The organism is Bacillus sp. JJ1122 (assembly GCF_036964885.1).
Lineage (GTDB): Bacteria > Bacillota > Bacilli > Bacillales > Cytobacillaceae > Mesobacillus.
On sequence record NZ_JBALQL010000006.1, the window covers coordinates 127,499 to 142,530 of the forward strand.

Annotated in this window: 15 protein-coding genes; 2 read left to right on the forward strand and 13 right to left on the reverse strand. The window is 42.1% G+C overall.

Features of this window, described 5'->3' with window-relative positions; translation table 11 throughout:
• Positions 1-45 precede the first annotated feature (45 nt).
• The 10 genes from ablB to V7201_RS04360 form a co-directional block, all read right to left on the reverse strand.
• Positions 46-912, reverse strand: a complete 867-nt coding sequence (ablB, locus tag V7201_RS04315) for a putative beta-lysine N-acetyltransferase (RefSeq protein WP_335375557.1) — start codon at positions 910-912, stop codon at positions 46-48.
• A 68-nt stretch (positions 913-980) separates the two neighbouring features.
• Entirely contained in the window at positions 981-2,402 is a 1,422-nt protein-coding gene (locus tag V7201_RS04320) for an aldehyde dehydrogenase family protein (RefSeq protein ID WP_335375866.1), read from the reverse strand.
• Between the two features lie 11 nt (positions 2,403-2,413).
• Positions 2,414-3,742, reverse strand: coding sequence for a 4-aminobutyrate--2-oxoglutarate transaminase (gene gabT, locus V7201_RS04325; protein WP_335375558.1), 1,329 nt, complete (start codon positions 3,740-3,742; stop codon positions 2,414-2,416).
• 17 nt (positions 3,743-3,759) lie between these two features.
• Positions 3,760-5,031, reverse strand: a complete 1,272-nt coding sequence (locus tag V7201_RS04330) for a peptidase (RefSeq protein WP_335375559.1) — start codon at positions 5,029-5,031, stop codon at positions 3,760-3,762.
• 14 nt (positions 5,032-5,045) lie between these two features.
• A complete protein-coding gene (locus V7201_RS04335) occupies positions 5,046-5,711 on the reverse strand; it encodes a 3-oxoacid CoA-transferase subunit B (RefSeq protein WP_335375560.1) in 666 nt (221 codons plus the stop codon).
• Positions 5,696-6,388 carry a CoA transferase subunit A gene (locus tag V7201_RS04340; RefSeq protein WP_335375867.1) on the reverse strand — a complete coding sequence of 231 codons (693 nt, stop codon included), beginning with the start codon at positions 6,386-6,388 and terminating at the stop codon, positions 5,696-5,698. Before V7201_RS04340 ends, V7201_RS04335 begins: the two co-directional genes overlap by 16 nt.
• Before the next feature lies 1 nt (position 6,389).
• A complete protein-coding gene (locus V7201_RS04345) occupies positions 6,390-7,751 on the reverse strand; it encodes an aspartate aminotransferase family protein (protein ID WP_335375561.1) in 1,362 nt (453 codons plus the stop codon).
• 224 nt (positions 7,752-7,975) lie between these two features.
• Complete coding sequence (locus V7201_RS04350; RefSeq protein WP_335375562.1) at positions 7,976-8,956, reverse strand: S66 family peptidase; 981 nt, start codon at positions 8,954-8,956, stop codon at positions 7,976-7,978.
• Positions 8,957-9,022: 66 nt separating this feature from the next.
• Positions 9,023-10,489 (reverse strand): NAD(P)/FAD-dependent oxidoreductase, encoded by a 1,467-nt coding sequence (locus V7201_RS04355; RefSeq protein ID WP_335375563.1) that lies wholly within the window; start codon positions 10,487-10,489, stop codon positions 9,023-9,025.
• Positions 10,490-10,919: 430 nt separating this feature from the next.
• Positions 10,920-11,057: a YjcZ family sporulation protein gene (locus tag V7201_RS04360; protein ID WP_438825015.1), complete on the reverse strand. Its 138-nt coding sequence runs from the start codon at positions 11,055-11,057 to the stop codon at positions 10,920-10,922.
• 503 nt (positions 11,058-11,560) lie between these two features.
• On the opposite strand from V7201_RS04360, the gene V7201_RS04365 reads away from it, so the two are divergent.
• Positions 11,561-12,652 (forward strand): GDSL-type esterase/lipase family protein, encoded by a 1,092-nt coding sequence (locus tag V7201_RS04365; RefSeq protein ID WP_335375564.1) that lies wholly within the window; start codon positions 11,561-11,563, stop codon positions 12,650-12,652.
• A 71-nt stretch (positions 12,653-12,723) separates the two neighbouring features.
• Complete coding sequence (locus tag V7201_RS04370; RefSeq protein WP_335375565.1) at positions 12,724-13,329, forward strand: DUF502 domain-containing protein; 606 nt, start codon at positions 12,724-12,726, stop codon at positions 13,327-13,329.
• Positions 13,330-13,372: 43 nt separating this feature from the next.
• On the opposite strand, the gene V7201_RS04375 is transcribed toward V7201_RS04370, so the two are convergent.
• The 3 genes from V7201_RS04375 to msrA are packed head-to-tail and all read right to left on the reverse strand — an operon-like array spanning position 13,373 to position 14,877.
• The gene (locus tag V7201_RS04375; RefSeq protein ID WP_335375566.1) at positions 13,373-13,873 is read right to left on the reverse strand and encodes a PTS sugar transporter subunit IIA; all 501 of its coding nucleotides are present in this window, start codon (positions 13,871-13,873) and stop codon (positions 13,373-13,375) included.
• 21 nt (positions 13,874-13,894) lie between these two features.
• Positions 13,895-14,338: a peptide-methionine (R)-S-oxide reductase MsrB gene (gene msrB / locus V7201_RS04380; protein ID WP_335375567.1), complete on the reverse strand. Its 444-nt coding sequence runs from the start codon at positions 14,336-14,338 to the stop codon at positions 13,895-13,897.
• On the reverse strand, positions 14,338-14,877 hold the full coding sequence (gene msrA, locus V7201_RS04385; protein WP_335375568.1) for a peptide-methionine (S)-S-oxide reductase MsrA: 540 nt from the start codon (positions 14,875-14,877) through the stop codon (positions 14,338-14,340). The genes msrB and msrA overlap by 1 nt, the downstream gene beginning before the upstream one ends.
• Positions 14,878-15,032 lie beyond the last annotated feature (155 nt).

Genomic DNA, 15,032 nt, shown 5'->3' on the forward strand with positions numbered 1-15,032 from the left:
CACTCCCATATTAAGTATATGACAGCGTGCCGAAAAACTGTCTATTTACTGCCTAAAATTTGGCGTTGATGCCAAATCTTTCACCCAAACATTCATGTTTTCGATTTTATCATAAATAAAAACATTGTTCACAAGTCTGCCCCTGTAGGCATAATGAAGCTGATAAAGAACGGCATTCATTCCAAAGGATAAAGCCCTGGCAATGGAATAGGCACAATATATTTTATTTTCGACCAGTTCCTGTTCGAGACGATCAAGCAATATTTTCATCAAGCCATGCTTCCTGTGTTCTTTTAGCGTCGCGCAATCAGTCAATTCTGCATTTTTATAAAATAAATTCACTTCCGCTGATGCAGCGCTTACCACCTGCCCACCATGAATAAAGCCATAATAGACAGTCCCCTCACGCATTGTCTGGACAATATAATCAGGTTTATTTAGTGGGGTAGGGTAAATTTGAAAAACAGATTTATATAGTTCTGAAAGGCCAGCCGCGTCTGTTGCTTCCATCTTTTTCAGAACGTATGCTTTCGGAGGAGCGATTGTCTGCGAGGGTTCTTTCAAATGATAGATGCTCTTGATGATCCCATCTTCCTCCGTCCAATGCGTACTGATTTTTCTTTCATCAGTTAAGAATCTAGAAAAGAAAAAGCAATCAGAGCCGAGAAAGTATCCATCAATACTTGCTTCAAATCGGTAGCCGCTTTCAAGCAGCTGGCTAAAATGTTCTTTTCTTCCCTTAATGATCAGTTTGTCTGCATTTTCATCCTCTGCGATCTTTTCTGCTTTTTCTAACATGCTTGATAAATTACCTAGATAATCATCAACCCTAATCCTGCGGTTCTGTTTGTCTAAGTACAAAGTCATTCTATATTTTGCTTCAGACACTACCAAAGTTTTACCTGGATGCATGAACAGCATCCCCCTTTACTGATTATATAGTTGAAAAGCCTGGCCCTTGGGCCAGGCTGCCAGTCCTATCAATCAAGCTTGAATGAAACAAGTTTCAGTTCGGTCATTTCCTCAATTGCGTATTTAATCCCTTCTCGTCCTGTTCCGCTCATCTTCACACCGCCATATGGCATATGGTCAACCCGGAAGGTGGGAATGTCATTGACCATAACACCGCCAACATGAAGAGATTTTGTTGCTTTAAAAGCTTTATTAAGGTCTTTTGTATAAACACCTGCCTGCAGACCGAACTGAGAATCATTGACTTTTGCTATCGCCTCATCAAATTCTCTGAAAGTATTGATGTGCACGACCGGCGCGAATACTTCCTCACATGAAATCTTGTCGGTTTCTTTTGCGTTAAGCAAAATGGTTGGGTACAGTACCTGTTGGTCACTGTCACCGCCAAGTGCGAGCTCAGCGCCATTTTCAATTGCCGCTTGAACCCATGACTTTGCCCTCGTTACATCATTTGAAGTAATCATGGCAGAGATATCCGTTTCCTCATCAAGTGGATTTCCTACCTTGAGTTTTTTCGATTCCTCTATAAATAAAGCTGTAAATTCTTCGGAGATTGACTCATGAACAAAAATTCTCTGTATTGAAATGCAAACCTGACCCTGATTTGAAAAAGAACCAGTTACGATTCGAGGCATCACTTTTGCCAAGTCCGTTCCCTCATCGACAATTAAGGCAGAATTTGAACCAAGTTCGAGAGTCACCTTCTTTAAACCAGCATTTTCACGAATATATTTTCCTACTTCAGGACTGCCGGTGAAGGTCACTTTCTTTACCCTGTCATCTTTTATTAATACATCTCCGACACTTTTGCCGCTTCCGGTCACAACATTCAGCGCCCCAGCGGGCAAGCCAGCTCTATGGAAGTAAGATGCGATTTTATATGCAGAAAGAGGTGTTTGACTGGCAGGCTTAAGAACAACTGAATTACCTGCTGCCAGTGCGGGACCGACCTTGTGTGCAACAAGATTCATTGGAAAATTAAACGGAGTAATTGCTGCAACCACCCCAAGTGGTTCCTTGACAGTATAGGCTATACGTCCTTCTCCACCAGGAGCGGCATCCAGAGGAACCGTTTCTCCGTGAATTCTCCTTGCTTCCTGTGCTGCAAAGCTATAAGTCATGATTGTGCGGTCTACTTCTCCCCGGGCAGCCTTTAAAGGCTTGGAGGATTCTTCCGCTATAATCCTGGCGCACTCTTCACGTTCCTCTTTTATGAGATCTGCGACCCCCTGTAGGATATCGGCCCGTTTGAATGCCTCCATTTCCGCCATCGTCTTGGCGACAGATTCAGCTGCATCTATAGCCCTCAGGACATCTCCGTCGCTAGCAGCTGCAACCTCCGCGATCTTTTCGCCATTGAAGGGATTATATAGCGGAAGATATTTTTCCGTATCCACAAATTCTCCATTTATCCATAATAATTGTTTCATCATATATCCTCCTATTGCTTGTAGCATTCAAGAATTGCCGCTTCAAGTACATCAAAGCCTTCTTTGGTTTGCTCATCAGTTATGACGAGAGGAGCCAAGAGCCTGATTACATTTCCATACAATCCAGCACTCATCAAAATTAAACCTTGCTGGTGCGCTTTATTGAGTATCTCCTGGACCAGCTGCGAATTTGGTCTGCCTTCTCTGTCAAAGAACTCAATCGCGCACATTGCTCCAAGTGAGCGGACATCACACTTCACACCAGACCAGTCAGCAAGCTGTCCGAACCTATCCTTAAACCTCTCCCCAAAAGAAATTGCTTTTTCAAGCAGCTTCTGCTCATCTATCATTTTAACTACTTCTATCGCGGCAATACAACCAAGAGGGCTTCCGCCAAAAGTTCCCCCAATCTCTCCAGTGCCTGCTGAATCCATGATTTCCGCCCTGCCTGTTACAGCACTGATTGGCAGTCCTGCAGCGATAGACTTTGACATGGTCATCAAATCGGGAACCACATCAAAATGTTCCATTGCAAATAATTTCCCGGTCCGTCCGAAGCCCGTCTGGATTTCATCTGCAATGAACAGGATGTCATGCTGTTCACAAAGCTTTTTAACGCCTTGCACAAAAGTTTTTGATGGGATGTTGAATCCACCTTCCCCCTGAACAGGCTCCATAATGACAGCAGCAATTTCCGTTGGAGGTACCTCACTTAGGAAGAATGTATTAAATTTATTAAGCATATAGGCATCAAGGGCATCGGATGTCATGCTGTTTTCCTGAGAATACACAGGAAATGGCCATTTATATGTTTCTGGCGCGAAGGGGCCGAACTGGTATTTATATGGCCTTACCTTGCTCGTTAGTGACATCGCCATATATGTCCTGCCGTGGAATCCACGTTCAAATGAAATAATCCCTTTTCGGCCTGTGAATTTCCTTGCGATTTTCACTGCATTTTCTACAGCCTCCGCTCCGCTGCTTAAGAAAAATGACTTTTTATGATGGGTGCCAGGAGTGATTTTGTTCAGCATCTCCGCCAATTCTATATAAGGTTCATACATCATGACATGGAAACACGGATGAAGATAACGATCGATTTGCTCATGCAGCGCCTTTACGACTGATGGCGGGCAATGGCCGACATTAAGCGTTCCAATGGCTCCGGCGAAATCAATGAAAGTATTACCATCGATATCTTTCAGTAATGCACCTTCCCCTTGTTCAGCAAATGTTTTAATGGTGTTGAAAGGTCCAATTGGTACGTTCTTCTCTTTTCTCTTCAGCAAATCGATTGCTTTCGGTCCTGGAATCGCAGTTTTTATTTTTATATCTCCCACTGGATGGCTCCCCCTCACTATGATTCAGTAACACCGCACCACTCCAAGAGAGTCAATGCAATAATTTCAGCCGCATCAAACACATCCACAAGCCTGATATATTCATTCGCCTGATGTGCAGTTTCCGTTACTCCGGGGCCAAAGACAACGACAGGCACTCCCCCAACCTTTGAAAGAATCCCTCCATCGGTCGCCCATGGCGAAGCCTCAATTTGCGGCAAACTATTTTTCACAGTTTTATAACCATTTGCAAGTACATGGATCAATTCATGTTCTGGATCAAGGTCCCCTGGAAGCCAGCTTGCGCCAAACCATTTCAACTCTGCCACATTATCTTTTAACCATGTGTCGTCGGCACAAACGGTGAATAAAGCCTTTTGCATTTCATTCTTTGCGTTTTCCTGGGTTTCATTCGGCGCTACACCCATCCTTCCCTCGATAATTGCGAGATCCGGAACAGATGAAGGCCAATCCCCGGAATAGATTTTCCCTATATTGATTGGAATCGGAATGGGAATATTCCGAAATAATGGATCGGTTATTCTTTCGTTTCTTTCTGATTCCAACTCTCTCAATCTTTCGATAATAAGCATCGCTTTCTCTATCGCGTTAACACCTTCATACCTGGTTCCGCCGTGGGCAGCTTTTCCTTTTACAGAAATGCGGAACCACATCGATCCCTGCTGTTTAGGAAATACTTTAAAGTTTGTTGGCTCTGGAATAATCGCTCCATCCGCTTTATAGCCTCGTAAAACGGCTGCCAGAGTACCAGCACCGCCGCTTTCTTCTTCGATAACACTTTGGAATATGACATCGCCTTTCAACTGGATGCCAGTATTTTTGATCGCTTCCATTGCCATTAACAGGGCAGCTGTGCCACCCTTCATATCAGTTGCTCCCCGCCCATACAATTTGCCGCACTCGATATGTCCGCTAAATGGATCCCGGTCCCAATCCTTTGGATCTCCAGCAGGGACCACATCGATGTGACCATTTAAGATCATGGATTTGCCACCGCCTGTCCCTTTCATAACCCCGATTGCATTCGGGTTTCCGCTGAATTCCTTGCGGTCAGAGCAAAATGCAGGGTGGGATGTCAGGTCATCACCGCCGATTTCCCATATATCCATTTCAAGACCAAGTTCTCGACATTTTTCAATGATCACTGCTTGCGCACCGCTTTCATTTCCCCTTGTGCTTCCCTCCTGGACAAGCTTTTGCAATAAACGTGTTCCTCTGATTCTATTTTCAGTAATATAATTCCGTACTTTATGATCCGCAGAACTCACGATATCAGCTCCTTTTAATATTCGATGACTCGGATGTCTTCTGCGATGAAAAAATCGCATGACGTTTTGGCTGTAATCTCAGCAACAGTATGTGGAGCGAATCTCTCCGTCAAGGTTAACGAACCTTCTATTATCTTAAAAACAGCAAGGTCAGTAATCAAAATGTCTACACAATTTGCTGCTGTCAATGGCAAAGTACAGGATTCTACTATTTTAGAAATTCCATTTTTGTCAGTATGATTCATTAATACTGCTACTTTCCTTGCTTTTTGGGCCAGTTCCATAGCTCCCCCCATTCCGGGTATTTTCTTTCCCGGAACAATCCAGTTTGCGAGATCTCCTTTTTGGCTTACTTGCAATGAGCCAAGAATGGTGAGATCAACCCTTCCTCTCCTGATCATCCCGAATGCCACAGCACTATCACAATAGGAAGCACCTGCAAGTACCGTAACGGGAAAACCTCCGGCGTTACATAAATTTTCATCCTCAAAATCCTTTTCAGGAGACTCTCCCATGCCGATAATTCCATTTTCTGCATGAAACATAACATTCAAGTCGGCAGAAAGGTGATTTGGAACAAGTGAAGGTATGCCGATCCCTAAATTGACTACCATTCCTGAAGATATTTCTTCGGAAGCCCGTTTAGCCATTCTATTCCTGAGATCTACTCCCATGCCCATCTCCAATTCACTCCTTCTGAAGGAATAACCATATCCACAAAAACTCCAGGTGTCACAATTTCCTCGGGATCTAGGCTTCCTAGTGGTACGATTTCCTCAGCCTCAGCTATAGTGAAATTCCCTGCCATAGCGACAAGCGGGTTGGTATTTCGTGCACTTTTGTCAAAAACAAGATTTCCATACGGGTCAGCCTTCTTCGCATAGACGATTGAAACTTCTGCAGTCAGAGCTGTTTCGACCAAATAGTCCCTGCCGTTCAGATTCATTGTCTTTTTACCTTTTGAAACAAACTCATGGTCAACACCAACATCGGTTAAAATAGCACCAAGCCCCATTCCACCAGCCCTGATTCTTTCCGTCAATGTTCCCTGAGGCGAAAACTCCACTTCCAATTTCCCGTTAGTCATCAGCTCGCCGGCCACTGGGTTGGAACCAATATGTGAAGCGATGATCCTCTTAGCCCTTCCTCGGCTGACGACTTTTCCAATTCCAATTTCAGGGAAACCAGTATCATTACCAATCAGTACTAGGTCTTTAATATTTTTGTCTAGAATACCGTCAATAAGGCTCGGCGGTGAACCGACTCCTCCAAATCCACCAAACATCAGTGTCATACCATCGTGAAAGTGTTCCATCGCCTGCTCCAGTGTTCCAATTTTACCGAATGGGTTTTCCATGTTAATTTTCAACTCCATTTCCTTCTGGCAATCCTAGTATTTTATAAGCTTCAGCAAAAGTGGATTTCAATAGGGATACCAATTCATCAATTTCTCGTTTTGTAATTGTCAGAGGTGGTGAGATGATAATCGAATCCCCAGACAGGCCATCGAGCCCCGCACCAGCCGGATAAAGCAGTATCCCTTTATCTCTTCCGACTTTTACGAGCATATCGGTTAGTTTCACGCTTCTTTCGAACGGTACTCTTGCTTCAGGAAGCTTGACGAATTCCAGTCCAATCAGCAATCCCTTCCCCCTTACTTCACCGATAAAAGGGAACAATGACTTCAGATTTTTAAGTTTATTTTTTAAATAAACTGCTTTTGAATCTACATTTTTTAAAATCTCGTTTTTTTCCAAATACTCAAGAACGGCAAGCGCGGCTGCGCACGATTGCGGATTGGCACTGAGTGTATGACCGCTCATAACGATTTTTGAACCGTTAATGATCGGTTCCATGACACGGTCGCTCGCCATTGTCGCTGCGATTGGTGCATATCCAGCTCCCATTCCTTTTCCCAGTGCCACGATATCAGGAATGACACCCCACTGTTCGCAGGCAAGCATCGTTCCCGTCCTTCCGAATCCTGTCATTACTTCATCAGCAATGAACAAAATATTGTTTTCATCACATATTCTTTTAATTGTTTTATAGTAGCCTTCCGGCGGGGAAATAGCCCCGCCTGCTGCCCCGATGACAGGCTCGGCGATGAAAGCAGCAATATGGTCAGCTCCAATTCTTTTAATGGCAGCCTCAAGTTCACTCGCACACATAAAACCGCATTCAGGAGCAGTGCTTTGATAAGGGCACCGATAGCAATAAGGTGGTGATATAGAAGGGAATTCTTCAAGCAGAGGAACAAACCTCGCCCTTCTTCCGGGATGCCCTGACATCGACAATGCTCCTAGAGTAATTCCGTGGTAGCTGATCCACCTTGACAGGATTTTTGTTTTTGACTTGACCCCCTGTTCCTGCCAGTATTGGATGGCAATTTTCAAGGCCGTTTCAGTTGCCTCTGATCCGCTATTTACGAAGAAACTCCAATTCAGGTCGCCTGGCATGCTGTCTGCGAGTTTTTGTGCCAGCCTTTCTGCGGCCTCACTTGTGAATTGTGACCTGTACACAAATGAAACTTTCTTTGACTGTTCATGCATAGCTAAAATGATTTCTTCGACCCCATGTCCGATGTTTGCTGTAACAGCCCCGGAAGAAGCATCAAGATATTGTTTTCCATCTTTGTCAATAAGGTAGACACCTTTGCCATAGTCAATTTCTGGGTAGCTTTCATCCAGGGCAGGTTTGATCAAGTAGGACGGCTTCATATTCTCACTCCATTTCACCGCAATCGAATTCAAAAAGTTTGGACATTCTGTAAATTGTATGAAATGAAAGCCCAAATCTTTCGTAGAGATCAAAAATTTCGCGATGACATGGAGGATTAAAACTTTATGAAAAGCTCAATGAGGAACCAAAGTTCCTTTGATAAAAACATTTCCATGACAACGCAAAAAGACACCTTCAACAGGTGCCTCAGCTTCGTTTAGGATTATTCTTTTTGCTCAATGAAAATATCAGTCTCACTCTCGTATGCTTTTACCGTAGCAAAAGCTCCAATTGGTACAGTTGCGAACGGTTGAACATGGCCAAAATTTACGTTTGCAATTACAGGAATATTCTTCAATTCTTCCTTGCTTTTGATAATTTTCCTTAACGCTTCCTCTGTGATATTAGAATTTTTCTGGAAGCGTCCGATTAACAAAGCCTTTATAGATCCTGCATCAGGAAGGTGCAGCAATGATTGAAGATCTCTGTCAAAGCTCCGTGAATGGCTTTCTTCGTCATCCTCGATAAACAGGATGCTGTCCTTAAGCGATGGCATGAATTCTGTTCCCTGCAGAAGGTTCATTGTACAAAGGTTACCCCCGATAATCTTTCCCTCGGCTTCTCCCTCCTGAAGGATTGTATACCCGCTTTGTTCGTGAAAGACCCGATTTTCCTGGTCGAGATACCATGCGTCGTCAGACCAAACTGCTGAAGGATTTATTTCATAAGGAGCGTCATTGGTGACAGCATCCAAAAATGATTCAAGCGTGTATTCAAATCCATGTTTTACGCCAAAGCTGGACAGGTGAGGACCTGAATAAGTTACCAGTCGTGTTTTTTTAAAGATAGCCAGCTGTAAAGCAGTTATATCGCTGAATCCGCAGAAGACTTTTGGGTTTGAAGCGATCAGGCCATAATCTAAATATTTTAAAAGCTGGTTGCAATTGTAGCCGCCAATCGCTGTTAAAATACCTTTTACATTATTATCAGCAAATGCCTCATGCAAATCCTCAATTCTTTCTGGAATCGAAGAACTGAAAAACTCATCATGTGCCTCTGCATTTTTTCCGAAAGTCACCTTGAACCCCAAGTTCGTTAACCGTTCTACTGCCAGGTTAATTTGGGCTTCCTTTAATATGATCATGCTTGTAGATGGTGCAATAATCCTGATTTCATCCCCGGGTGATAATTTAGGTGCAAACATTGTTACCCCGCCTCTTCTCTATTTATATAGTAATTTTACCAAAGAAGAGGCGAGGTGTAAGTATGTTTAAACAAGTGCTGGTTCCATTCTCTTACCTGTTTTTGACTTTTCAATAATGTCTGTCGCGATCCATACACCGCACGCACTTGCCTGAGCCAGTCCCCTTGTGATTCCTGCTCCGTCCCCGCCAACATACAGGCCATTTATTTGTGTTTCGAACCTGTCATTCAGCTTTGGTCTGGCAGAATAGAATTTTGCTTCCACACCATAGAACAAAGTGTGTTCTGATGCGAGACCAGGAGTGACTTGATTCAATGCTTCAGTCATTTCAATCAAGCTTTTAAGTGTATTATATGGAAGGACAAGGCCTAAATCTCCCGGAACAGCTTCCTTCATCGTCGGCTCTAAAAATCCCTCTTTGATTCTCTTTTCTGTGGACCTGCGTCCTTTTAAAATGTCGCCATATTTCTGGACAATCAGCCCGCCATTTGAAAGACTGTTGGCCAGGCGTGAAATTTCGTGAGCATACTCATTCGGCTTATCAAAAGGTTCAGAGAATGTATGCGAAACGAGCAGCGCAAAATTAGTATTCTGGCTTCCTAATTTTGGATCTTTATAAGCGTGTCCATTAGCAAGCATAATTCCTGAATGATTTTCTACTACTACATGGCCAGAAGGATTGCTGCAGAAAGTCCTGACCGTGGTTCCAACAGATGTATTAAAAATGAACTTGCCTTCATATAAATGCTCATTAATTTCTTCCATAACTACATTAGATGTTTCAACCCTAACGCCGATATCGACCTGATTGTTGATCATTTTTAAGCGTCTTTTTTTGAGTATCTGCGTCAGCCACTTTGATCCGTCTCGACCTGGTGCTATAACGACCTTATCCGCATAGATTTTTTCTCCATTTTTGAGTTCAACGCCCAAGACCTTATGTCCGCCCTCAGTTTTTTCAGTAATAAGGTCCTCAATCTCAGTCTTGAAGGCCATTTCGACTTTTTCTTTTAAGTATTCAAAAATATTCTTTAAAATTTCAAGATTTTGTTCAGTTCCGAGGTGACGCACCTGAGCCCTTAGCAGTTTCAATCCTGCAGCATATCCCCTGCGTTCTATATCACGGACTTTGTCTGTCATTGGATCTGTTATGCTTTCTGTCGCTCCATGTTTAAGATTGATTTGGTCTACATATTTGATTAGTTCAACAACCTTTGAATCAGGAAGATAATCCGTCATCCAGCCGCCAAACTCGCTTGTTATATTAAATTTACCATCAGAATAAGCACCTGCTCCGCCAAATCCATTCGTAATTGAACAAGCTGGCAAACAGCCTGCAAAATCCTTTTTCCCAGCAGGCGGCGGGCATTTTTCAATTTTCTTTTGTAGAATCGGGCAGTTTCTTTTATAAATATCGTGTCCTTTATCGATAAGCAAAACGTTCGCTCCAGGCATTTTTAATGTTAATTCGTAGCATGTAAAAATTCCTGCTGGTCCTGCTCCAACGACAATCACATCATAGTTCGTATTCATTTAAGTATCCCCCGCCAAATTGTTTTTTGCTTAACCCTTGGTAAATATAACAAAGTACTTGTATATAGTCAACTCAAATTACGAACTTTTGATAAGTCCTAGTTTTGAATGTTCGTGTTTTATCCAAAAAACTATTTATTCTTAAAACTAGACCCTGTTAACTAAAGCTGTTGATTTTCGTTCCAGGCGCTTCGCTTTCCGCATGGCTGGCGCTGAGGCTGCAGGACACTAAATCTCATCCTCAAATGCCAAGCAAGATGGAAATGAGTTAGCTTTTTCGAAGGAGTCTTCGTGCCTTCCACTACAATCAACATTAAGAAAACAACAATAGGTGTTTACAGAGCCTAAAACTAAAAAAAGACTGCCCTCAGCTGCGGCAGTCTCTCATGATCAAAATGATTCTATATAGTTTTTACAGCTGTCTGCCGAATTACCAGATGTGGGTGCAGCAGGCGCCGATGATGATTAACAAAATGAACAATACTACGATTAAAGCAAAACCACCATAACCATAGCCACATCCAGCTCCGCCTACTCCTGCATAAGGATATCCACCGCCATAGCACATAGTACCTTGCACGCCTTGAACTGGCATAGGGGCATTATCGTATCCGTACATTAAAACCACTCCTCGTTTGTTTTTGAATTGCTTTCCCTTTACGTTATGATATGGGTACTTGACCCGATTGTGTATTTGCCTATTTTTTTAAATTTATGGATTGTTAAAATAATTCACTTTGTTACAGGTTCAAATTGTTTTTTAAACCGGTGATTGGAGCGGAAGGTGCATGACTCCACCGAAAATCTAAAAAATTCCCATCTTGCGTGGGAAAATTCAAAGATGCTATTCAATGTCCTAGGGGAATAAAGTTATAGCCGGACGGAGGTGAAATGATGCATGATTTTCACCCCGCAAGAGCGTCAGCGACGAGAACGTTTGCCGGAAAACAATGGAGCGAACATCAACAGTTAATGTTAACTGGGCCAAATAATTAAATAAAACTCTTTTCTTTAATAAGGAAATAAGGTAAATATGTGATATGCGATTGTTTTCGAAGGAGTAATCTCATCATGAAAAGTATTAAAATAAGAATTTTAAGTGTAATGATTCTGACTGTTGTTATCTATATAATGATTTTACAATCTGAACATTATTTATCAGAGGATTTGAACGTATATGAAAAGATTGAGGAAGGGGATCCATTTAATTACTTAATCATTGGAGACAGCATCGGCAGGGGATCTGGCGCAGAAAGAAAGGAATTGCGATGGTTCAATCAGCTCGAGGTACTTATAAAGGATTATACGGGCTCAAGAGGCATGCGCCATCTGGTGGTCCAAAGCGGTGCTACTGCATTCGAAGGACTTTACAAGATGCAAAGCTCCCCAAAACTACAAAATATGGACCTGATTTTCATCGTTTTTGGTGAAAATGACAGAAAATTCATGGATCCAGAGGAATTTACATTTTTTTATGAAAAACTTTTAAGGAATGTAAAAGAGCTTAACAAAGGCGCAGAGATTATTACGATTATCGAAAGTCCTTTGAAGCAAGAATCATTTGCGGACGTAATTAAAAGGATTTCTGTACACTACGGGGCTAAATGCCTTGATATGAGACTCCCTTTTAAGGAATCTGGAATGCTAACCGAGCATCTCACATCCGATATGATCCACCCAAATGGGAATGGATACCGGTTATATGCCAATTCTGTCTTCGAATTAATCAAAAAGAATATAAGGAACGAAACGGACATTGCGAATTACCCAAAACCTCTAACCAAGAATGATTATATTTATTTGGCAGAAAAAACAGATGTTGCAGATCAAAAAGGCTTTAAATCTAATATTGGAAGCTATGTCAGCAGAAAGCCTGGAGATTACCTCGAATATGAATTCCATGGTCCAATCCTTGGGGTAAATGTAATCCGAAGTGAAGTCGGCGGAATGATGAATGTCTACATTGACGGAGAATTTGTCAGAACGCTTTCAACCTGGTGGCCATTTTCTCGAGAACGGCACTTGTATATTGCAAGCGGCCTGGGTAATGGACACCACTCAGTTAGATTCGAAGCGATTGAAGATGTGTCTAAAAGAAACACATCCCACAATTCATTGCTGCAAATTATTTCAATCATCGTGGCAAAAGAAAAAGAAAGTTAATAATATTTGAAATGGAAATATACCTTGAAAAAGAGTATGTTACTTCCCTAAAAAAGAATAAGGAGAACTACATGAAAAGTTTATTGAAAAATTTTATAAATGGGATTTTGACAATCGTCCCGATCATTCTAGTTGTCTATGTAATATATAAAACCTTCATGTTTTTAGACAGCCTGCTCGGAAATGTGCTGAAGCCACATCTCCAGGATAGTTATATTCCTGGGATAGGCCTTCTGACGACTTTGATCCTGATTACCATTTTGGGTTGGCTATCCACCCGCTTCATTACCGGAAGCATTATTAAACTGATTGACAGACTGCTTGAGAAAATCCCTTTTGTTAAAACTGTGTATTCAGTCATAAAAGACACGGTTCATTCTTTTCTTGGTGAAAAGAAGTCCTTCTCAAAGGTGGCATTGGTTACTGTTCCAGGAACAAAAATGAAAAGCCTTGGCTTTATCACAACCGAAAATTTGGTATCTTTCTATGAACCATTATCCGAGCATGTAGCTGTGTACATTCCACAAACATTCCAGGTAGCCGGATTCACTTTCCTGATCCCTAGGAATGAAATTGAAATTATTGATGTGAAGCCTGAAGATGCAATGAAATTCATCCTTTCAGGTGGAATGACTTCAAAGAATGCTGAAAACACAAAAAGTGAAAATAGCCGCTGACTGGTCAGCGGCTATTTCCTTAATCGGGGGTTTTTCGAACCGTTTACTTAAAAGTCACTTCCAAGATCGGAGTGGACCCTCTTTCTACTTTCCCTTCGGTTAATAAGTTTAATGAAGCCGCCTGATCAGTGTTGGTAATGATGATCGGCGTTACAGTGCTTTTCGCCTTCTCACTGATTGTGGCCATATCGAAGCTTACCAGCTTGTCTCCAGCCTTTACAAAATCACCCTGCTGAACATGGGTTTCAAAGCCTTCACCCTTTAACGAGACTGTTTCCAATCCAATGTGAATCAATATTTCCGCGCCATTTTTAGCTCTGATGCCAACTGCATGCTTAGTCGGGAAAATCTGCATGATCTCACCATCTACGGGTGATACAACAATGCCGTCTGATGGCTCAATCGCAATGCCATCCCCCATCATTTTTTCAGAGAATACTGGATCTGGTACAGAATTGAGATTGACAGCATTGCCGCTCAGCGGTGCAAGAATCTGTATTGTTTTTACTGGTTCTTCTTTTTTCCCAAACAATTTCTTAAACATGACGTTCATCCTTCCAACTTCCTATTTATCTTGATCTTGGAATAGCTTTAGATACTCCTCATAGCCTTCTTCCGCAAATTTCTCCTTTGGCACAAACCTTAATGCAGCTGAATTGATGCAATAACGAAGTCCCGATTCACCTGGACCGTCATCAAAGACATGTCCTAGATGTGAATCAGCGGTTTTGCTTCTCACTTCTGTCCGAACCATAAAATGGCTTAAGTCTTTCTTTTCAATGACTTCTTCCTCTTCGATTGGTTTTGTAAAACTCGGCCATCCGCAGCCTGCATCAAATTTATCACGTGAACTGAATAATGGCTTTCCTGAGACAATGTCAACATAAAGACCCTCTCTTAAGTCATTCCAATATTCATTTCGGAATGGAGGTTCCGTTCCGTTATTTTGGGTTACGTCATACTGCATTGGAGTCAGCCTTTGCTTTAACTCCTCCTGATTTTTCTTCATTATTCTATTTCCCCCCAGTGCCTCTGGATAAATGCTTCTCTTCCGGAACCTTTTTGATATGAATTGTACCTTTCCGGATTTTTTTTATAAAATCCCTGGTGGTAGGTCTCTGCAGGATAAAATTCTTTAGCTGGTAAAATCTCCGTTACGATTGGCTTTGAGAACCTGCCGCTTTCATTCAGTTCTTTTTTCGATTCTTCAGCTTGTCTCCGCTGCTCTTCACTATGATAAAAAATAGCCGTTTGATACGATTGGCCGCGATCATAGAACTGGCCTCCTGCATCTGTAGGATCGATTTGCTGCCAAAACAGTTCAAGCAGCTTACCATAAGGATATATAACTGGATCAAAAGTAATCTGAACTGCCTCATAATGTCCAGTTGTATCTGTACAAACCTCTTCATATGTAGGATTCACTGTCGTACCGCCAGTGTAGCCGGATACAACGCTTATAATCCCTGGCTGCTGGTCAAATGGTTTAACCATACACCAAAAGCAGCCTCCTGCAAATGTAGCTAGCTCCCGGTTATCCTTTTCCATAATCACACCTCTTCCTTTAAGGCTTCATTCGTATAATGACGAAAAAGCACTCTACTCAAATACTTATTCCCTATTGTATAACTTTTAAAGCAAAAAACACATTCAGAAGCTTTTTTCTAACACATTAAGAAAAGCGCAAGCGCCTTGGTCAGCCC